This window comes from Tardiphaga sp. 285_C5_N1_2 (assembly GCF_052076065.1).
In the GTDB taxonomy this organism is placed as follows: Bacteria; Pseudomonadota; Alphaproteobacteria; order Rhizobiales; family Xanthobacteraceae; genus Tardiphaga; species Tardiphaga robiniae.
Window position 1 is genome coordinate 680749 of the sequence record NZ_CP197241.1, and the last position, 18401, is coordinate 699149.

An 18401-nucleotide genomic window follows, 5' to 3' on the forward strand; every position below is an offset into this window, starting at 1 on the left:
CGGGTCAGGCCCGGGCATGACGAACGAGGGGGCAGAGTTTCTGAATCGAAGGTGATCAGTGTTCGTCTACATCGCGCGACGCGTCGTCTATGTGATTCCTATCGTCCTCAGCGTGGCGCTGGTGTGTTTCCTGCTGGTGCACATTACGCCCGGGGATCCTCTCGTTGCCATTCTTCCCGCTGACGCATCGCAGGAGCTGGCGCAGCAACTGCGCGTCGCCTACGGCTTCGATCGTCCGCTGCCGGTGCAGTTCGGCCTTTGGCTGTGGCGCGCGCTACACGGCGATCTCGGCAGCTCCATCGCCACCGGACGTCCTGTTCTGGCGGAGGTGATGAAAGCCGTCGGCAATACCGTGACGCTGGCGATCGCCGCCGCCGCCATCGGCTTCACGCTCGGTCTGTTCTTCGGGCTGATCGCCGGCTACTTCCGCGATACCTGGATCGACAAGGTCGCGACCTCGATTGCCATCGCCGGCGTCTCCGTGCCGCATTACTGGCTCGGCATGGTGCTGGTCATCATCTTCTCGGTGCAGCTCAATTGGCTGCCTGCGGTCGGTGCCGGGCCGGGCGGTTCGGGCTCATGGGCCTGGGACTGGGAGCACATCAAATATCTCGTGCTGCCGGCGATCACGACATCGGTCATTCCGATGGGCATCGTGACGCGCACAGTGCGCGCGCTTACCGGCGATATCCTGTCGCAGGATTTCGTCGAAGCGCTGCGCGCCAAGGGCTTGCAGCAAACCAAGGTGTTTCGTCACGTCATCAAGAACGCTGCGCCGACGGCGCTGGCCGTGATGGGCCTGCAGCTTGGCTACATGCTCGGCGGTTCGATCCTGATCGAGACTGTGTTCTCGTGGCCCGGTTCGGGGCTTCTTTTGAACTCCGCAATCTTCCAGCGCGACCTGCCGCTGCTGCAGGGCACGATCCTGGTGCTGGCGCTGTTCTTCGTGTTCCTCAATCTTCTGGTCGATATCGCGCAGGCGTCGATCGATCCGCGCATCAAGCGGAGCTGACCATGCTGGATATCCTCTCATGACCGCGATGACAGACACTGCACTGCAGGCGGCGCCTGCCACCAAGGCCCGCGGCTATTGGGCCACGGTCGGCCGCCGCATCGTGCGCGACAAGGTCAGCATGGCCTGCGCGTTCATTCTGCTGCTGATCTTCCTGGCTGCGATCTTTGCGCCCTATCTGCATCTCGCAGATCCCTATCAGGGCTCCATGATTCGCCGTTTGCGTTTCATCGGCACACCCAACTATCCGCTCGGCACCGACGAACTCGGCCGCGACATGCTGGCGCGCCTGATCTATGGCGGGCGACTGTCGCTGCTGATCGGCATCCTGCCGGTAATCCTGGCCTTCTTCATCGGGACGGGGCTTGGCGTTGTGGCCGGCTATGTCGGCGGGAAGCTCAACACTGCGATCATGCGCACCGTCGACGTGTTCTACGCGTTCCCGTCGGTGCTGCTGGCGATTGCGATTTCCGGCGCTCTGGGCGCCGGCATCGTCAATTCGATCGTGTCGCTGACCATCGTCTTCGTGCCGCAGATCACGCGTGTCGCTGAAAGCGTCACGACCGGCGTGCGCAACATGGACTATGTGGAAGCCGCGCGTGCCTCCGGCGCGAACGCCTTCACCATCATGCGGGTGCACATGCTCGGCAACGTGCTGGGCTCCATCTTCGTTTACGCGACAGGGCTGATCTCGGTGTCGATGATCCTCGCCGCGGGCCTGTCGTTCCTTGGTCTCGGCACCAAGCCGCCGGAACCGGAATGGGGCCTGATGCTGAACACCCTGCGCACGGCGATCTATGTCAATCCATGGGTGGCAGCACTCCCTGGCGCGATGATCTTCGCCGTGTCGATCTGTTTCAATCTGCTGAGCGACGGCATGCGCAGTGCCATGGACATCCGGAACTGATGGCATGAGTGATATTGTAGAAGAAATCGACAAGTTGGAGCCGCTGGAGGATATCGGCGGTGTTGCACAGCCGCTGTTACAGGTGGTCAGTCTGACCAAGCACTTCCCCGTGCGCGGCGGATTGTTCGCGCCGAGCAAGACCGTGCGCGCGGTGGACGATGTGTCGTTCGCCATCGCCAAGGGTGAAACCGTTGGTATCGTCGGCGAGTCCGGCTGCGGAAAATCGACGACGGCGCGGTTGCTGATGCATCTGATGCCGCGCAATTCCGGCGATATCATCTATGACGGCCGCACTGTCGGGCGCGAGCTCTCGTTACGCGAGCTGCGCCGCGGCATGCAGATGGTGTTCCAGGACAGCTATGCCTCGCTCAACCCGCGTCTGACCATCGAAGAATCGATCGCCTTCGGACCGAAGGTGCACGGCATGGCCGACAAAGCCGCGCGACTGCTGGCGCGGGAGCTGCTCGGGAAGGTCGGCCTGCGGCCGGAGACCTTCGCCAATCGCTATCCGCATGAAATCTCGGGCGGCCAGCGGCAGCGCGTCAACATCGCGCGTGCGCTGGCGCTGTCGCCGCGTCTCGTCATTCTCGATGAAGCGGTCTCGGCGCTCGATAAATCGGTCGAGGCACAGGTGCTCAACCTGCTGGTCGATCTCAAGCGCGAATTCGGCCTGACCTATCTGTTCATCAGCCACGATCTCAACGTGGTGCGCTACATCTCCGACCGCGTGCTGGTGATGTATCTCGGCGAGGTTGTCGAACTCGGCCCGGTGGATGAGGTCTGGGACAAGCCGGCGCACCCCTACACGCGCGCGCTCCTGGCCGCGATGCCGTCGTCCGATCCCGACAAGCGCACGGAAACGCCGCCGATCACCGGCGACCCGCCGAACCCGATCGATCCACCGTCCGGCTGTCGCTTCCACACACGCTGCCCCTTTGCCGAAGCGATGTGCGGCGAGGCGACGCCGAAGCTGACTGAAATCACTGTGACCGGCCATCAGGCCGCCTGTTACATGGCGATCCCGGGTTCCGGCCACAGCAAATCACCTGCTGCAGGAGCGCACTGACATGACCAAACCGACTGCCAAGCAGATCAAGGCGCTGACCGAAGTCAGCGGCCTTCCCGCATCCGACGAGGTTGCGGAGCGCATCGCCAATTCGATCGGCCCGGCCTTCGAAGGATTCGCGGCCGTGGCCGGGACCCTGCCGTTCGATCTCGAGCCCGCGACCTTCCTCGCCGTTCAGAATACGAAGGCTGCCAAATGAGTGTCACCGAACCCGCATTGCTGTCGCTGACGGAAGTCGCCGACGCCATCGCGACCAAGAAAATCTCCTCGCGGGAGGCCACGCAGTCGTGCCTCGATCGCGCTGTGAAGTCTCAGCCGAGCCTCAACGCCTACATGTCGATCGAGGCCGATGCCGCGCTGACGGCGGCAGACGCAGCCGATGCGGCGCTCGCCAGCGGGCAAAGCCGCGGCGTACTGCACGGCGTGCCGCTGGCACATAAGGACATGTATTACGACGAGGGACACGTCGTGACCTGCGGCTCGCACATCCGCCGCGACTGGGTGGCCACCACGACGGCGACGTCGCTGCAGCGCTTGAAGGATGCCGGCACGGTGCGGCTCGGTTCGCTGCAGATGGTCGAATTCGCCTATGGTCCGCTTGGCCATAACGTGCATTACGGCGCCGTGCATAACCCGTGGCATGTCGATCACGTCACCGGCGGTTCATCGTCAGGTTCGGGCTCGGCCGTTGCAGCGCGTCTCACATTTGCGGCGCTTGGCTCCGACACCGGCGGATCGATCCGCCTGCCGGCGCATTTCTGCGGCGTCTCCGGTTTGAAGACGACGGTGGGTCTGGTCAGCCGCGCCGGCGCGATGCCGCTGTCGCAATCGCTCGATACGGTCGGTCCGCTGGCGCGTACCGTGGAAGATTGCGCGCTGTTGACTGGCCTGATGGCTGGCGCCGATCCGCTCGATCCAACCACCAGCATGCGCCCTGTGCCGGACTACATGGCGGCGACGCGCGCCTCCGCCAAAGGCATGACCGTCGGCATTCCCAAGGCGTTCTATGTCGACGATCTCGACGCTGATACGGCGGCCATTCTGCAGAATACCATCGCGGCGCTGAAAGATGAAGGCGTCAAGATCGTCGAAGTCGATCTGCCCAATCAGGGTCAACTCACGGCGGCCTGCCAGTTCGTGCTCGCGACGGAAGCTGCGGCGATGCACAAGCGCTGGATGATCGAGCGCCCGCAGGATTATGGCGCGCAGGTGCTGATGCGGCTGCAGAACGGTCTCGCGATCACCGGCGTCTCCTATATCGAGGCGCTGCGCTGGCGCGGTCCGGCACTTGCGGCCTATCTGGCTGCGGTGACCGGCACTGATGCGGTGCTCGCTCCGGTCTCGCCTGGCGCGGCTCCGACCATTGCCGAGACCGATGTCGGCAACAGCTCGGGTGCTGAAGCGATGATCCAGCGGCTGACGCGCTTTACGCGGCCGATTAACTATCTCGGTCTGCCCGGTCTCTCGATCCCGGCCGGCTTCACCAAGTCGAAGCTACCGGTCGGCATGCAGCTGATCGGCCGTCCGTTCGATGAAGCGACGCTGCTGACGATCGGTGCCGCATTCCAGCGCGCCACGGACTTCCACAAACAGTGCCCGGAGTTGGCATGAGCAATCTTGTCGAGGTTCGCAATCTCAACGTCCGGTTCGGCGGCGAACGCACCGTCTATGCAGTCAACGATCTCAACCTGACGCTCGGCGAAGGCGAGGTGCTCGGGCTGCTCGGCGAGTCCGGGTCGGGCAAGAGCGTCACCTTGCGCGCGCTGATGCGGCTGCTGCCGAAGAAGCGCACGCAGATCACCGGCACGGTCAATGTGCTCGGCAAGGACGTGCTGGCACTCGACGATGACGAACTCTCGGCGTTTCGCGGCCAGACGGTGTCGATGATCTTCCAGGAGCCGGCGCTGGCGCTGGATCCGGTCTATACGATCGGCCAGCAGATCGCCGAAAGCGTGATGCGGCACGAGGGCAAGAGCCAGGCCGAGGGCGTGAAGCGCGCGCTCGAAATGCTCGAAGTCGTGCGTATCCCCTCCGCCAAGCGTCGCCTCGATGCCTATCCGCATGAAATGTCCGGCGGCATGCGGCAGCGCGCAATGATCGCGCTGGCATTGGCCTGCAAGCCGAAGATCCTGCTCGCGGATGAGCCGACCACGGCGCTCGATGCCACCGTGCAGATCCAGATCCTGTTGCTGCTGCGCGAGCTGCAGCGCGAATTCGGCATGTCGATCATCTTCGTCACGCACGATATCGGCGTGGCCATCGAAATCTGCGATCGCGTGGCCGTGATGTATGCCGGCCAGATCGTCGAACAGGGCACGCTGAGCCAGATCGTGCGCTCGGCCGTGCATCCCTATCCGCAGGGGCTGCTGGCCTCCACTGTGCACGGCGCCAAGCGCGGGGCGCGTCTGGAGACCATTCCCGGTACGCCGCCGTCGCTGGACAAGCCGCCGGTGAATTGCTCCTTCGCGCCGCGCTGCAAATTCGCCCAGCCGCGCTGCGTCGAGGCGCCGCCGCCGAATGTCGAACTCGCCGACAATCGTGTGGTGCGGTGCATTCTGGCGGAGCAGGCGGCAGCGGCAGTGCCGGCCTGACGCTGTCCTACCCCGCCAAATTCTTCAGCAGGAACGTCAGTGCCGTCTGGGCGAAACTGCGCATGTTGCCGGAGCGGTCATTACTGCCGGTCTCCAGCGTCATGACCTCGTTCCGCGGGCCGGCGACGGCCATGCAGCTATGGCCGGCGGCATCGCCATAACGATTGCCGGAGGGGCCGGTGGCGCCGGTCTCCGACAGTCCCCAGTCGCAGCCGAGGCGGGTGCGGATCTGCGTCGCCAGCAGTTGTGCGTAGGGCTCTGAAGATGAGCGCATGCCCGGTATCCTAAACGCGTCATCGGAAATATCCATCAACACGCGCCGTGCATCGCGCGTATAGATCACGCCGCCGCCGATGAAATAGGCGGAGGCGCCGGGCACTGCGAGCAGTGCAGCGGAGATCAAACCGCCGGTCGAGGATTCAGCTATGCCGATGGTCTGCTTGCGCGCGATCAGTTCAATCGCGATCTTCTCGGCGAGGGGGATGAGATCTCTCATGACTTCTTCCCCCAAGGTTTAGACCAGGGCCTAATCCACGGCTTCTTCGCCAGTGATCCATAGACAGCGCGAATGAAATTCTTGCTGGCGGTCTCGTTCGGCGCCCATTTGGCGTCGAGATCGGCGAATGGCTTGGCCGCCAGAACCTCGTCCTCGGTCTTGCCGTCCTTGATCAGCTTGGTCATGCGATCGCGCGCCGTCACCAGCATGGTGCGATAGTCGACCAGCGCAGCCTTGTTGGCCAGCGGACCGTGGCCGGGAACGATCTTGGTGGTGTCATTCGCCAGTTTCAGATAGGCGTCGGTCGCCGCGATCATGCCCTTGATATTGCCGCCGTTGAGGACGTCGATATTGGGATAGCGGCCGTTGGTGAATGTATCACCGGTCGCAATGACGTTGGCGCTCTTGAAGTAGACATAGGTGTCGCCATCGGTATGCGCGTTGTCGGGGTGGCGCAGTTCGGCGATGCGGCCGCGCAGGCTGAGCTTGAGCTGATGTGTGTAGGTGTTGGTCGGGAGCGCCGCCTTCGGCGCGGGCGGATTCTGTGCACCGGTCAGGAAATTCGTGGTGCCTTTTTTCAGGCGGGTTCTGACCTTGACGTTGGCGACGATGGTTGCGCCTTCATTGGCAAAGGCCTCGTTGCCGCCGGTATGGTCGCCGTGGAAATGCGTGTTGACGAGATACTTGACCGGCTGCGGTGTCACCGCGGCGATGGCCGCCTTGATCTTGTCGTGCAGCGGGGCAAACTGGCTGTCGACGAGGATGGCGCCCGATTTGGCGGTGGCCAGCGTCATGTTGCCACCCTGGCCTTCGAGCATGTAGACGCCGTCACCGAGATCCGTGGTCTTGATCTCGACCTTTGAGAAGTCGGGCGGCGGCGGTGCTGCCGGCGGTGTGGACGCCTGCTGTGCGAGCGCAGGCGCCAGCGCCAGAAGGGTGAAAACCGCAGCCAGTGTCGTCCGATTCATCGCAAGCTCCATTCCGAAACAGGCCAGACTTCTAGCATGTTTCGGATGGCGATCTGCTCGCGAACACGTGATGTCGACAATGCCGATCAGCGGCCAGAACGGTCACGTTCCGGCGGGACCTGGGAGAGCAGCCAGTCGCGAAAGGCCTTCAGCTTCCGCGAGTCGGAAGAGGCTTCGGGGGACACCAGATAGAAGCCAGCGTCGGCGGGCATGCGCATGTCGAAGGGCACCACCAGCCGGCCCTTGGCGAGATCGCCCTCCACATAGGTGGTGCGACCGATGGCGACGCCGAGGCCGTCGATCGCAGCCTGGAGGGTCATGAAGATCATGTCGAAGGTCAGGCCCGGCTGTTTCGAAATATCGGCCGGCAATCCGGCCGCGGTGAGCCAGAGCCGCCAGTCATCGTCATAGCCGCCGCTTGAATGCAGCAGCGTATAGTCCGCGAGATCCTGCGGCTTCAGCAGCGCCTTCTTTCCGGAGCGAAGCGCCGGGCTGCAGACCGGAAACAGATCGTCCGCCGTCAGCCAGTCGGCACGCAAGCCCGGCCACTGGCCGCGGCCGTAGCGGATCGCAGCATCGACATCGCCGCTCTTGAAATCGACCATGCTGGTCGATGTCGTGATGCGCACATCGATATCGGGATGGGCTTTCTGGAACGCTGAGATGCGCGGCAGCAGCCATTTCGACGCCATCGATGCCAGCGTGCTCACGGTCAGCACGTGATCATTGTCGCGGCGCTTGAGCCGGTCTGTGGCAAGACGCAGGTCGTTGAAGGCGGCGCGAACGCCCGGCAGGTAGTCGTGTCCTTGCGGGGTGAGTGCGAGCGCGCGGTTCTGCCGAACGAACAGTTTGAGACCGAGTTCGTCCTCCAGCCGCTTGATCTGATGGCTGATCGCCGTCTGCGTGACGTTCAACTCGCTCGCCGCATTGGTGAAGCTCAGATGGCGTGCGGCGGCTTCGAAGGCGCGCAGTCCGTTGAGTGACGGCAACCGGGTGCTCATCCGCGCTCTCTCCCTGGCGATCCACTGCTCTTGCCACACATGAGTTTGTGTCATGTGACGCGGTGCACAATGTCGTTTGTGCAATGTGAGAATGAAGCCGATATTTCCCAAGTAAATTTAGCTTCAGGAGAGCAAAATGTCTACTTGCACCCATGAATCGATGACAAATCATCATGCTCCGCTCAGTGTGGCGGCCATCGCCGAGACGTTCCACGTCTGGCGGGAGCGCGCCCATCAACGCCGCGAACTGGCCCATTGGAGCGAGCGTGACATCCACGACGCCGGCCTTTCGGTGGGCGACGTGATGGCCGAGGCCAGCAAGCCGTTCTGGCGCGCGTAAGGACGGTCCGATCGTCCGGGAGCAACTGTCATGCAACATCTCAACCTCGATGACCTCGGTCAGTATTCCGATGTGGTGTTGTCACGCAGCGGCGCTGCGGTGACGGTTCGGTTTGTCGAGCTTCACGATGCGGACGCGTTGCAGGCCTATTTCCGAGGCCTGTCGGTGCGGTCGCGCTACAATCGCCTGATGGGCGCCGCCAGCGAATTGCCGGCCGGGCAACTCGACAAGTTCATCCATGTCGGCGAAGCCGACAGTTTCTCGGTCGTCGCGACGATCTCGCGCGATGGCTCGGAGACCATTGTCGGTGAGGCCCGCTACGCGTTCGATGAAGCGACGTCCCGTTTCGAACTGGGCCTGTCCGTTGCCGATTCCATGCAAGGGCAGGGCATCGGCGCGGCCCTTTTATCTAACCTGGAATGCCGTGCTGCTGCGCTCGGAGCCGACCAGCTCTTCGGGGATACATTGCGCTCAAACGAGGCAATGCTCGCACTGGCCCGCAAGGCCGGCTTCACATTCGCGCCGACGCTGGGCGATTGGAAGCAGGTGCGCTTCGTAAAGCAGATCGATGCGGCGCCAACCGCAAACCCATGTGCGGTCTGGCGCCTCGCAGCGCAATCCCTGCAGCCGATACTTGCCTAAGCGCGGCAACGCTCGCCACGTTCAGGCAAGGTGTGATGCGACGAAGCAATTCAATCCGTCTCTAGCTCAGGATTGCTTCGTCGCATCTGCGTGTCTTGAAGACGGCGCCTATGCCGTTCCTTTCGCGAAGTCTGTTGATGTGGCCACGTCGCGCCACGCAGCCAGTTCCTTTTCGACAAAAGCATGCTTGCTCTCAATCCGCGCAACCGTGTCGCTGCCAAGCGGCAGACGGATCGGAGGAGTCTTGGCAGCTGCAAGCTGCATGAAGGCCTTCGCCAGCTTGCTGGGATCGCCGGGCTGCGCGTGATTGACGTCGGCGGCGTGGTTGCGGGTCTTGCCGACGGTGGCGTGATAGTCGCCGATCTCCAGTGCGGTACGCACCAGCGAGTTATCGTCCAGAAAGTCGGTGCGGAAGAAGCCGGGTTCGACCACGGTGACATGGATGCCGAGCGGCGCGACTTCGGCGGCCAGTGCTTCACTGATGCCTTCGACCGCGAACTTGGTCGAGCCATAGACGCCCCAGCCGGGGAAGCCGGCATATCCGCCGACGGATGAAATGTTCATAATGTGACCCGAGCCCTGCCGGCGCATATGCGGCAGCACGGCACGGGTGACGCCGAGCAGGCCGAACACGTTGGTGGCATAGAGGCGTTCGACTTCCTTGGCACTGGCTTCCTCGATCGCGCCGAGCAGGCCATAACCGGCATTGTTGACCAGCACATCGATGCGGCCGAATTTCTTCACGGCCTGACCTGCGGCCTCATGGGCCTCGGTCTCGCTGGTGACATCGAGCCGCGTCGCCAGCAGGCGCTCATGGGTGCCGAGACGTGCAGTGACAGCATTGGGATCGCGGGCCGTTGCCACGACGGCATCGCCCTGGGCCAAGGCTTCTGCCGCGATGAGGGCGCCGAAACCGCGGGATGCTCCTGTGATGAACCAGACACGCATGGTGGTCTCTCCTGTGTTGGCCCCGCGTTAGTGCAGGGCTGATGGGCAACACTTAGCGGCTCGCCAGAACTGAAATAATCCTCTATTTATTCCATGTGTTCATGAGCGGGATTCAATAATGAGCTTGATCGGCCCGGCTGACCTCGCCACCTTTCTGGCGATTGCCCGGCATCGCAGCTTTCGCAATGCCGCCGTTGAACTTGGCGTGTCCGCCTCCGCGCTGAGCCACGCCTTGCGCGGCATCGAGGAGCGTCTTGATGTCCGGCTGGTCAATCGCACCACCCGGAGCGTCGCGCTGACGGAGGCGGGCGAGCGGCTGTTCGCGCGGGTCAGTCCGGCGTTTCAGGACATCAATGATGCGCTGGAGGACCTCAACCATTTTCGCGGCAAGCCGGCGGGGACGTTGCGCTTCAACGCCGCCCGGCAATCCGCACAGCTCGTGCTGCTGCCGATCGTCACGCGATTTCTGAAAGCCTATCCGGAGATCAATGTCGAGATTGCCGTGAATGACGGTCTTGTCGACATGGTCTTGGCCGGTTTCGATGCGGGCATCCGCTTCGGCGAAACTGTTGCGGCGGACATGATTGCCGTGCCGATCGGCCCGCGGCAGCGATCGGCGGTCGTTGCGTCACCCGGCTTCTTCAAGCAACACAAGCCGCCGCAGACGCCGCACGAGCTGAAAGACCTGCCGTGTATCCGCTATCGCTTCTGGGGTGGCGCGCTGTATCGCTGGGAGTTCGAGCGCGGTGGCATCGAGGTCGAGATCGATGTCGCGGGCACGCTCACTTTGAACGATCAGGACCTGATGGTGGACGCTGCGCTGGACGGAGCCGGACTGGCTTACGTGTTCGAAGGGCAGGTCGAGGAGTTGATCGCCAAGCGCAAGCTGGTGCGAGTCCTCGCTGACTGGTGCCCGGCCTATCCCGGCTTCTTCATGTATTATCCAAGCCGCCGACAATTGCCGGCGGCATTGCGGGCGTTTGTCGATTTCGCCAGGACGGTGGGTTGAAGTTTCATGCGCTTTGCTCTCAGTCGTCATACGCGGGCTTGACCCGCGTATCCATCTTGACCGCATGCGCACTGTTCCAACAGGTGGATTGCCGGGTCAAGCCCGGCAACGACGTGGGAGAGGCTATTCCCCTAGTTGCCAGAGAAGTTTGGCTTACGCTTCTCGATGAAGGCTTGCACCGCCTCGCGATGATCCGCCGTCATGGTGGTGCGGATCAGCCTCTCCGCCTCATGATCCCGTGCCGTCGTGAAATCGAATGCGAGCGCTTCGTCGAGATTGTCCTTCATGTAGCGCAGCGCCAGCGTCGGCCCCTGCGCCATGCCGCGCGCCAGTGTGAAAGCCTCGTCCTGCAGCCTGTCGTCTGGCACCACGCGGTTGAACAACCCGATGGCTTCGGCGCGGGTTGCCTCGACTTTTTCGGCAGTGAACATCAGCTCGCGCGCGCGGGCCGTGCCGACAAGGCGCGTCAACAGCCAGGCGATGCCGTAATCGCCGCTGAGACCGACGCGCAGATAGCCTGTCGAGACGAAAGCCGATTGCGCGGCGATGCGGATGTCGCAGGCCATGGCGATGGCGAGACCTGCACCCGCGGCGGGGCCGGGCAGGGCGGCAATGGTGGGCTTGCGCACGGCAATAAGGGCGCCGGTCAGCAGGCGTTGACGCTCCTGCAGGTCAGTGACGCGCTCGTCGAACGACATCTCCAGCACCGCCTGCTTGCGGTGCGCGCCCATGCCCTTCACGTCACCGCCGGAGCAGAAGGCGGTGCCGGCGCCGGTAATCAGGAGCGCGCCGACATCGGGGTTTTCGCCGCAGGTGCGGATCATCGTGCGCAATGCGGGCGTGAGATGATCCGACAGCGAGTTGCGCGCTTCCGGCCGGTTCAGGGTGATGACGGCAACGCGCTCGCGGATCTCACACAGCAGTTCACTGGTGCCGGTGTCGATGATCTTTGCGGCTTCACTCATGTATCTCGCCCCGTTCTCGCGTCAGAATTTCTCGACCCATGGACGGATTTCGAGCTCCGAACTCCAGGCACTGCGCGGCTGCTGTAGCACGTTCCAGTAATTCATGGCGATGGCATCGGGGTCGAGCATCGAATCCGGCCTGTCCGCGGGCTCGATTCGCACCGAACTGCGAATGCCGCCATCGATGACAAAGTGGGCGATGTGGATCCCTTGCGGTGCAAACTCGCGGGCCAACGACTGCGCCATGCCGCGCAAAGCGAACTTGCCCATGGCGAAGGGGGCCGATTGCGCAAAGCCCTTGATACTCGCGGAGGCACCGGTGAACAGGATGGCGCCGTGCTTGTTGGGCAACATGCGCTGCAATGCCTGTTGTGCGACCAGAAATCCGCCGAAGGCGCTAACTGCGATGGATTGTGCAACATCGGGAGGTGCGAGCTCGATGAAAGGTCCGCGGGCGCGCTGGCTGGCATTGTAAACGACGATATCGGGCGCGCCGATCTGGCGTTCGGCATCTGCAAACAATTTGGCGACATCTCCAGCCTGGGTCGCGTCGCAGGCAAAGGCCTTGGCGCCGGTCTCCTGGCACAGCGCATCCAGCTTGCCGGGATTGCGGGCGGCGAGTGCGACGCGGATGCCCTGTTTGGACAGCAGCCTCGCCAGCGATGCGCTGATGCCCTCACCGACGCCGACGATCAAAGCAGTTTCATAATGCGGAATTTCCATGGATCAAATCTCCGGCTGGGGCACTTTATTCGCTGGCGCGGCAGGCGCATGATGAAGATGGAAACGCAACTGCCAAACACAAGAGGCCGTCATGAACGCCCACGCCCAGATCGCCGCCAATCTGATTGCACCCGACACGTCCGGCATGAATTTTTACCGCGCCGATCCGGCACTGACCGATCTGCTGCGTATCCATCTGCCGGAGGATCTGTTCAACCACATCGAGCCGCATCTCGATCGGCTGGGCGGTCTTGTCGGTGGCCCGCTCGATGAAGCCGGGCGGATGGCCGACAAGCATGGGCCCGTGCTGCACCAGCGCGACAAGTTCGGCCAGGACGTCCAATGGGTGGAATATCACCCGGCCTATCGCGAGCTTGAGAACGCAGCCTTCGGCGAGTTCGGCATTCACGCTTTGTCGCATCGCAAGGGCATCATGGGCTGGCCCTCGACCTATCCGGTGACAGCCAAGCACGCCTTTACGTTCCTGTTCAATCAGGCCGAGTTCGGCATGGGGTGTCCCATCAATGTCACCGATGGCGCTGCGAAACTGCTGTCGAATTACGGCGACGATGCGCTGAAGGCCAAATATCTCGACGGGCTGACGCAAACCGACATGAGCAAGCTGACCCAGGGTGGTCAGTTCATGACCGAGAAGGAAGGCGGCTCCGACGTCGGCAAACTGACGACATCTGCCGTGCAGGAGGGCGATCACTGGCGTCTCTATGGTGAGAAGTGGTTCTGCTCCAATGCCGATGCGAAAGTCGTGATGCTGCTGGCGCGGCCGGAAGGTGCGGTCGGCGGCACCAAGGGCGTCGGCCTGTTCCTGATGCCGCGGACGCTCGATGACGGCACGTCCAATCACTACCGGATCGTGCGTCTGAAGGACAAGCTCGGCACGCGGTCGATGGCGTCAGGTGAGATCAAGCTCGAAGGCGCCATTGCATATGCTGTTGGTAAGCTCGATCGCGGTTTCGTGCAGATGGCCGAGATGGTGAACTCGTCGCGTCTCTCGAATGGCGTGAAGTCGACCTCGCTGATGCGCCGCGCCTGGCACGATGCGATGGCAGTCGCGCGTGGACGTGTCGTGTTCGGCCAGCGCATTATCGACATGCCGCTGGCGCGGCGGCAGTTGATGAAGATCGTGGTGGCGACCGAGCAGGCGCTGTCGATGAGCTTTCTCACCGCGGATGCGCTGGACCGTGCCGAGGCCGGCAGCCAGGATGCTGCAGCACTGCTGCGGATCCTGACGCCGACTCTGAAATTCCGTGCGACGCGTGACGCGCGCAAGGTCTGCGGCGACGCGATGGAGATGCGTGGCGGTGTCGGCTACATCGAGGAATTCGCCACCGCGCGGCTGCTGCGCGATGCGCATCTCGGCTCGATCTGGGAGGGCACCGGCAATATCGTTGCGCTCGATGCGCTGACGCGTGCGGTTGGGCGGCATGGCGCGGAAGCCGCGCTTGCCGCCGATTTGCATGCGCGGCTGGACGATTCTCCGAGCGTACCGCAGGCATGGCGGGATCGTCTGCGCGGTCTGACCGACAAGGCCATTGGTTTCGCGCGCGAGGTTGCCGCGCGGTCGGATAACGAAGGAGATGCGCGCCGCGCAACGAGTTCGCTGTATCATGTGGCCAGTGCCGTGGCACTCACTTGGGAAGCGCATCGCATTCATGCACGACGCGGCGATGCGCGGCGCCTGTTGATGTCACGTCTCGTAATTGAGCATCGCCTGATGGCGCCCGATCCGTTTGCGGTCATCGAAAGCGAAACCCAGAAGCAGATCGTCGCGCATCTGCTCGGCGAGCGCGACGTCGGCATGGCGGAAGCCGGCAGGCTGGTGATGGCCTGACCTGATCGCAGGGACTATGATGGCGGACCGTTGTCTTTCAGGAATCCGAGCAGCAAGCGGCTGACCTCTTGCGGCTGCTCCTGCTGCACCCAATGGCCCGCGCCGTCGATCAGGTGTACTGCGCGCATATTCGTGCAGGTGCTGTTTTGCATCGTCTCGATGGCGCCGGGACGCTGATAGATGCCCCAGTCCTGCTTGCCCGAAATGAAAGCTGAAGGGACGTCGATGGTGCAACCGGCAAAGGTCTCGTAGTCGGCATTGAACGCGCCTGTCGTATTGCAACGATACCACTGCAATCCGCCCTGGAAGCCGGTGCGGGCATATTCACCGGCATAGAAGGCCAGTTCATTGTCCGGCAGCCATTTGCATGATGCGATCTGTTCAGGCGTTGGCATCTCTGCGGCGACGGTCTCGGCCATGGTCTGGTCGCGGTCCATCACATAATAGGTCGGCAGTTTCGCAAGTTCATTCGCCGTCCAGCCCTGCAATGGAGTGGGCGTGTTGCCCGGCCAGTCCGCACTCTTGTGATGATAATAGGCGCGCAGGAAATCATGCACGCCTTGCGGTGCGTGTTGCATGTGAGCATTGGCTTCGAGTGTGGCGTAGTACCACTGATAGTGGATACGCGGCCGCGGCAGTGCGGCGAGGTCGCGATGCACGGGATCTTCCGCCTTTGGCGAGGCCGGCTGATCGGCGGTGCCGAATGGCAGCGGCGGAGGCCCGGCGAAAGGGGCGCTCATCAGCACGACGGATCTGAAGACATCCGGCCGCACCAGCGCGCACCAGGCTGCGACCGAGCTGCCATAGTCATGTCCGACCACCGCATCGACATGGCGATAGCCGAAGGCTGCGACCAGCCCGACCGCATCGCGCACGAGGTTGAGCAGATTGAAGGGACGCAGATCGCCATCATAGTCTGCGCTCCAACCAGTGGTGCGGCCATAGCCGCGCTGGTCGGGCGCAATCACGTGATAGCCGGCAGCGGCAAGCTGCGGCATTACTTTGCGCCAGCTGAAGGCCAGTTCGGGAAAGCCGTGCACCAGCAGGATGCAGGGCCGGCCCGTGGTTTCGAAGCCGGCCTCCAGCACATGGACGCGCAAACCGTTGATGTCCTCGACAAAGCGCGAGCGAATTCCAGCCGGCAGAATGTTGGGATCGATGGGTGTCACGTCGCCTCCATGCTGCACTTGTGCGGCAGCGTGAGTGCACTCCAGCGCAAGCACCGTGAAAAGACAACTAGCGTTTGAAGCGGGCCACCAATTCGATATGGGGCGTATGCCGGAACTGGTCCACGGGTGTGACGCGGTCGAGCTTGTAGCCGCCATCGATCAGGATCTTTGCATCGCGTGCGAAGGTCTGGACGTTGCACGACACGGCGACGACGACGGGGATCTTGCTGGCCGCGAGCCGTTCGACCTGTGCCTGCGCGCCCTGACGCGGCGGATCGAACACGACAGCGTCGAAGTCGCGCAATTCCTGCGGCACCAGCGGACGGCGAAACAGGTCGCGCATCTCCGCCTTGATGGGCTTCAGGCCCTTGGTGTCCTTGATGGCCTGTTGCAGCGATGTGATCGCGCCACCATCGCTGTCGAAAGCTGTAATCTTCGACTTGGTGGCCAACCGCAGCGCGAAGGGACCGATGCCGCAGAACAGGTCGGCAATGTTCTTCGCGCCTTTGCAGAGTTGGAGCACAAGCGCCGCCAATGTCTCTTCACCGGCGGCCGTGGCCTGCAGGAATGAGCCCGGCGGCAGTGTAACCTGCGCGCTGCCCATCGTGACCATAGGCGGTACGCGCATCAGCACGAGTTCACCATGCCGCGTGAGGCGTGCCAGTTTGTGCGCCTCGGCGATGCGCGACAGCGCTGTGATGATCGCGGTCGGCAATGGCCCGGTGCCGCGGACGTCGATATCGAGTCCGTTGCTGGCCGCTGTCACCTGAATGTCCAAGGGCTTGCTGACCGGCTTCAACACCTCGGCCAGCGCGCGCGCGGCATCGAGCGCGCCATCCAGCGCGGGATCCAGAATCGGGCACGCGTCGATAGCGATGATGGCGTGGCTTGCCGATGCCGCGAAGCCGACACGCAATCCGCCATCGCCGCCGCGCCGGGCATGCAACGTCACGCGGCGGCGGCCGGCGCCATGGGCATCGACGATCGGATCGACCGGGCAAGTGATCTTCGCCTGCGCCAGCGTGTCGATCACGATCTGGCGCTTCCAGGCCTGATAGGGATCGGGTTGCCAATGCTGGATGGCGCAGCCGCCACAGCGCGTGAAGTAGGTGCAGAACGGATCAATTCGTTCCGGGCTGGCGGTGTCGATCTGCAGCAATCGTCGACGTTCCGGATGTTCGTCGTCGCGTTCCGTCTCGACGATCTCATGCGCCAGCGTGTAGGGCACGAACAGCGACGCGCCACTGGTGAGGCTGACGCCGTCGCCGCGCTGGCCGACATGATCTATGGTCAGGTGTTCAGCCACGCCGGGCACCCATGAAGAACTCGATATTGCCATCGCCGCCGGTGATCGACGACGGGAAGACCTCGATATCGGTGCAGCCGAGTGTCCTGGCAAAATCCGTGATGTCGTCGCAGATGGCCTGATGCACGGCAGCGTTCTTGATGATGCCGCGCTTGGATTGCTTCCGGTCGGCCTCGAATTGCGGCTTGATCAGCGCCAGCAGGCTCATCGGCGCCGCGGCGAGCGACAGCGCGACAGGCAGCACCGCCTTGAGCGAGATGAAGCTGACATCGATTACCACGACGTCGGGCCGCGCCGGCAGGCGCTTGTTCTCATAGCTGCGGATATCCGTCTCTTCCATCGAGATGATTTTCGGATGGCCGTGCAGCGATGGATGTAGCTGGCTGTGCCCAACATCGATGGAGAACACCATGCTGGCGCCGTTAGCGAGCAGCACTTCGGTAAAACCGCCCGTGGAGGCGCCGACGTCGAGGCAGACGTGGTCCTCGATCTCGATCGGATATAGCTCGAGCGCACCTGCGAGCTTGACCCCGCCGCGCGAGACCCAGGGATGCGCCGGTTCAGCCTCGATGGCGGCGTCGAGCAGCAGCGGTTCTGACGCTTTGGCGACCGCTTTGCCGTTGGCCTTCACAAGCCCCGCTTCGATGGCGGCTTGCGCACGCGCGCGGCTTTCGAAAATTCCGCGGTCGACGAGAAGTGTATCGGCGCGTTTGCGCGGCGCGGCAGCAGTGTTCTGAGATTTCGTCATGGTCAGTACGATGCAGCAAGTTTCAAACAGGCTTCGAAGCTCGTCAGATCCTGCCAGAGATCATCGGGTGCTTCACGGGGGACGATCATGGACGCGCCATAGAGATCGAGCGCGTGGATCATCATCAGATTGTCGGCGAGGCCGAAATTTTCGACGGTGAGCCCGTTCGCATCGACCAGATGGCCATCCTGCTCGGTGATCTCCGTCATACGGCGGACGCGGTCGAGATAGAGCGCAGGGTCGTTGCAATAGCCGAAGCAGAGCTTGCCGTGGCCGGCCATATAGCCGAGCTCGAACACCGTGCCGGCATCGGCGCTGGGACCGCGGAACGGCGTGAGATTGGCGATGATAATGTCGCAATGATTCATCATCGCTTCGTTGCCGTGGAAGATCTGGCGCGAAGCGTCGCCGGCATTGATGTCGATGGCGTTATCGAGCGGGAAGAACCCGTGCGCGCCGTAGCGCTTGCAGAGCGCGACCTTCTGCCGGCCGATCTCGGCGGCATTGGGCAGGAACACGTCGGGGCCTGCGAGATAGATATTCATGAAGTCCCCGTCTCATGGTGAGCCGCGCCGACATTGACGAGCCAATTCAGACGAGAACGAGGCAATCCGGCGGTTCCTGCCGAATTGCCTCGTTGTATTCTCTTCGCAATTGCAAA

The 18401-nt window shown here is 62.9% G+C and carries 20 protein-coding genes; 10 read left to right on the plus strand and 10 right to left on the minus strand.

The genetic code is table 11. The features are described 5' to 3' along the window. Positions 1-58: 58 nt before the first annotated feature. From AB7951_RS03180 to AB7951_RS03205, 6 genes are read left to right on the plus strand one after another with little or no spacing between them, the layout of a single operon-like run. Positions 59-1012, plus strand: a complete 954-nt coding sequence (locus AB7951_RS03180) for an ABC transporter permease (RefSeq protein ID WP_120287060.1) — start codon at positions 59-61, stop codon at positions 1010-1012. 28 nt (positions 1013-1040) lie between these two features. Then, positions 1041-1919 (plus strand): ABC transporter permease, encoded by an 879-nt coding sequence (locus AB7951_RS03185; RefSeq protein ID WP_170849596.1) that lies wholly within the window; start codon positions 1041-1043, stop codon positions 1917-1919. Between the two features lie 4 nt (positions 1920-1923). Further along, positions 1924-2985, plus strand: coding sequence for an oligopeptide/dipeptide ABC transporter ATP-binding protein (locus AB7951_RS03190; RefSeq protein ID WP_120287059.1), 1062 nt, complete (start codon positions 1924-1926; stop codon positions 2983-2985). 1 nt (position 2986) lies between these two features. Continuing rightward, positions 2987-3184 (plus strand): hypothetical protein, encoded by a 198-nt coding sequence (locus AB7951_RS03195; protein ID WP_120287058.1) that lies wholly within the window; start codon positions 2987-2989, stop codon positions 3182-3184. Next, positions 3181-4596: an amidase gene (locus tag AB7951_RS03200; protein WP_120287057.1), complete on the plus strand. Its 1416-nt coding sequence runs from the start codon at positions 3181-3183 to the stop codon at positions 4594-4596. The genes AB7951_RS03195 and AB7951_RS03200 overlap by 4 nt, the downstream gene beginning before the upstream one ends. Continuing rightward, positions 4593-5576, plus strand: coding sequence for an ABC transporter ATP-binding protein (locus AB7951_RS03205; protein ID WP_093757055.1), 984 nt, complete (start codon positions 4593-4595; stop codon positions 5574-5576). Before AB7951_RS03200 ends, AB7951_RS03205 begins: the two co-directional genes overlap by 4 nt. 7 nt (positions 5577-5583) lie before the next feature. Here AB7951_RS03205 and AB7951_RS03210 read toward each other — a convergent pair whose 3' ends face one another. From AB7951_RS03210 to AB7951_RS03220, 3 genes are all read right to left on the minus strand, one after another. Then, positions 5584-6072 (minus strand): CinA family protein, encoded by a 489-nt coding sequence (locus AB7951_RS03210; protein WP_120287056.1) that lies wholly within the window; start codon positions 6070-6072, stop codon positions 5584-5586. Further along, positions 6069-7040 carry an MBL fold metallo-hydrolase gene (locus AB7951_RS03215; RefSeq protein ID WP_158596716.1) on the minus strand — a complete coding sequence of 324 codons (972 nt, stop codon included), beginning with the start codon at positions 7038-7040 and terminating at the stop codon, positions 6069-6071. Before AB7951_RS03215 ends, AB7951_RS03210 begins: the two co-directional genes overlap by 4 nt. A gap of 86 nt (positions 7041-7126) precedes the next feature. After that, complete coding sequence (locus AB7951_RS03220; protein ID WP_120287054.1) at positions 7127-8041, minus strand: transcriptional regulator GcvA; 915 nt, start codon at positions 8039-8041, stop codon at positions 7127-7129. Positions 8042-8177: 136 nt separating this feature from the next. On the opposite strand from AB7951_RS03220, the gene AB7951_RS03225 reads away from it, so the two are divergent. Beyond that, positions 8178-8381: a DUF1127 domain-containing protein gene (locus tag AB7951_RS03225; protein ID WP_120287053.1), complete on the plus strand. Its 204-nt coding sequence runs from the start codon at positions 8178-8180 to the stop codon at positions 8379-8381. A gap of 30 nt (positions 8382-8411) precedes the next feature. After that, positions 8412-9023, plus strand: a complete 612-nt coding sequence (locus tag AB7951_RS03230; protein WP_120287052.1) for a GNAT family N-acetyltransferase — start codon at positions 8412-8414, stop codon at positions 9021-9023. Between the two features lie 108 nt (positions 9024-9131). Here the strand turns inward: AB7951_RS03230 and AB7951_RS03235 are convergent, their stop codons facing one another. Beyond that, positions 9132-9971, minus strand: a complete 840-nt coding sequence (locus AB7951_RS03235) for an oxidoreductase (protein WP_120287051.1) — start codon at positions 9969-9971, stop codon at positions 9132-9134. Between the two features lie 118 nt (positions 9972-10089). Between AB7951_RS03235 and AB7951_RS03240 the strand changes: the two genes are divergently transcribed. Next, positions 10090-10980, plus strand: coding sequence for a LysR substrate-binding domain-containing protein (locus tag AB7951_RS03240; RefSeq protein WP_441255657.1), 891 nt, complete (start codon positions 10090-10092; stop codon positions 10978-10980). Between the two features lie 131 nt (positions 10981-11111). Here the strand turns inward: AB7951_RS03240 and AB7951_RS03245 are convergent, their stop codons facing one another. After that, entirely contained in the window at positions 11112-11945 is an 834-nt protein-coding gene (locus AB7951_RS03245) for an enoyl-CoA hydratase (RefSeq protein WP_120287049.1), read from the minus strand. 21 nt (positions 11946-11966) lie between these two features. Then, on the minus strand, positions 11967-12668 hold the full coding sequence (locus tag AB7951_RS03250; protein ID WP_120287048.1) for an SDR family NAD(P)-dependent oxidoreductase: 702 nt from the start codon (positions 12666-12668) through the stop codon (positions 11967-11969). A gap of 91 nt (positions 12669-12759) precedes the next feature. Between AB7951_RS03250 and AB7951_RS03255 the strand changes: the two genes are divergently transcribed. Continuing rightward, complete coding sequence (locus AB7951_RS03255; protein WP_120287047.1) at positions 12760-14517, plus strand: acyl-CoA dehydrogenase family protein; 1758 nt, start codon at positions 12760-12762, stop codon at positions 14515-14517. Positions 14518-14531: 14 nt separating this feature from the next. Here AB7951_RS03255 and AB7951_RS03260 read toward each other — a convergent pair whose 3' ends face one another. The 4 genes from AB7951_RS03260 to AB7951_RS03275 all read right to left on the minus strand — a co-directional run bounded on the left by AB7951_RS03260 (position 14532) and on the right by AB7951_RS03275 (position 18285). Further along, on the minus strand, positions 14532-15677 hold the full coding sequence (locus tag AB7951_RS03260) for an alpha/beta fold hydrolase (protein WP_439060542.1): 1146 nt from the start codon (positions 15675-15677) through the stop codon (positions 14532-14534). 76 nt (positions 15678-15753) lie between these two features. After that, entirely contained in the window at positions 15754-16992 is a 1239-nt protein-coding gene (locus AB7951_RS03265) for a methyltransferase (RefSeq protein ID WP_120287995.1), read from the minus strand. Then, positions 16985-17740, minus strand: coding sequence for a TlyA family RNA methyltransferase (locus AB7951_RS03270; protein ID WP_093757044.1), 756 nt, complete (start codon positions 17738-17740; stop codon positions 16985-16987). Before AB7951_RS03270 ends, AB7951_RS03265 begins: the two co-directional genes overlap by 8 nt. Positions 17741-17742: 2 nt before the next feature. Then, complete coding sequence (locus AB7951_RS03275; RefSeq protein ID WP_120287045.1) at positions 17743-18285, minus strand: nucleoside 2-deoxyribosyltransferase; 543 nt, start codon at positions 18283-18285, stop codon at positions 17743-17745. Between the last annotated feature and the right edge of the window lie 116 nt (positions 18286-18401).

Bases quoted from the DNA above. Each gene is read 5' to 3' on its own strand.
- AB7951_RS03185 (WP_170849596.1), top strand. From the start codon at position 1,041: ATGACAGACACTGCACTGCAGGCGGCGCCTGCCACCAAGGCCCGCGGC.
- AB7951_RS03190 (WP_120287059.1), top strand. From the start codon at position 1,924: ATGAGTGATATTGTAGAAGAAATCGACAAGTTGGAGCCGCTGGAGGAT.
- AB7951_RS03195 (WP_120287058.1), top strand. From the start codon at position 2,987: ATGACCAAACCGACTGCCAAGCAGATCAAGGCGCTGACCGAAGTCAGC.
- AB7951_RS03200 (WP_120287057.1), top strand. From the start codon at position 3,181: ATGAGTGTCACCGAACCCGCATTGCTGTCGCTGACGGAAGTCGCCGAC.
- AB7951_RS03205 (WP_093757055.1), top strand. From the start codon at position 4,593: ATGAGCAATCTTGTCGAGGTTCGCAATCTCAACGTCCGGTTCGGCGGC.
- AB7951_RS03210 (WP_120287056.1), bottom strand. From the start codon at position 6,072: ATGAGAGATCTCATCCCCCTCGCCGAGAAGATCGCGATTGAACTGATC.
- AB7951_RS03215 (WP_158596716.1), bottom strand. From the start codon at position 7,040: ATGAATCGGACGACACTGGCTGCGGTTTTCACCCTTCTGGCGCTGGCG.
- AB7951_RS03220 (WP_120287054.1), bottom strand. From the start codon at position 8,041: ATGAGCACCCGGTTGCCGTCACTCAACGGACTGCGCGCCTTCGAAGCC.
- AB7951_RS03225 (WP_120287053.1), top strand. From the start codon at position 8,178: ATGTCTACTTGCACCCATGAATCGATGACAAATCATCATGCTCCGCTC.
- AB7951_RS03230 (WP_120287052.1), top strand. From the start codon at position 8,412: ATGCAACATCTCAACCTCGATGACCTCGGTCAGTATTCCGATGTGGTG.
- AB7951_RS03235 (WP_120287051.1), bottom strand. From the start codon at position 9,971: ATGCGTGTCTGGTTCATCACAGGAGCATCCCGCGGTTTCGGCGCCCTC.
- AB7951_RS03240 (WP_441255657.1), top strand. From the start codon at position 10,090: ATGAGCTTGATCGGCCCGGCTGACCTCGCCACCTTTCTGGCGATTGCC.
- AB7951_RS03245 (WP_120287049.1), bottom strand. From the start codon at position 11,945: ATGAGTGAAGCCGCAAAGATCATCGACACCGGCACCAGTGAACTGCTG.
- AB7951_RS03250 (WP_120287048.1), bottom strand. From the start codon at position 12,668: ATGGAAATTCCGCATTATGAAACTGCTTTGATCGTCGGCGTCGGTGAG.
- AB7951_RS03255 (WP_120287047.1), top strand. From the start codon at position 12,760: ATGAACGCCCACGCCCAGATCGCCGCCAATCTGATTGCACCCGACACG.
- AB7951_RS03270 (WP_093757044.1), bottom strand. From the start codon at position 17,740: ATGACGAAATCTCAGAACACTGCTGCCGCGCCGCGCAAACGCGCCGAT.
- AB7951_RS03275 (WP_120287045.1), bottom strand. From the start codon at position 18,285: ATGAATATCTATCTCGCAGGCCCCGACGTGTTCCTGCCCAATGCCGCC.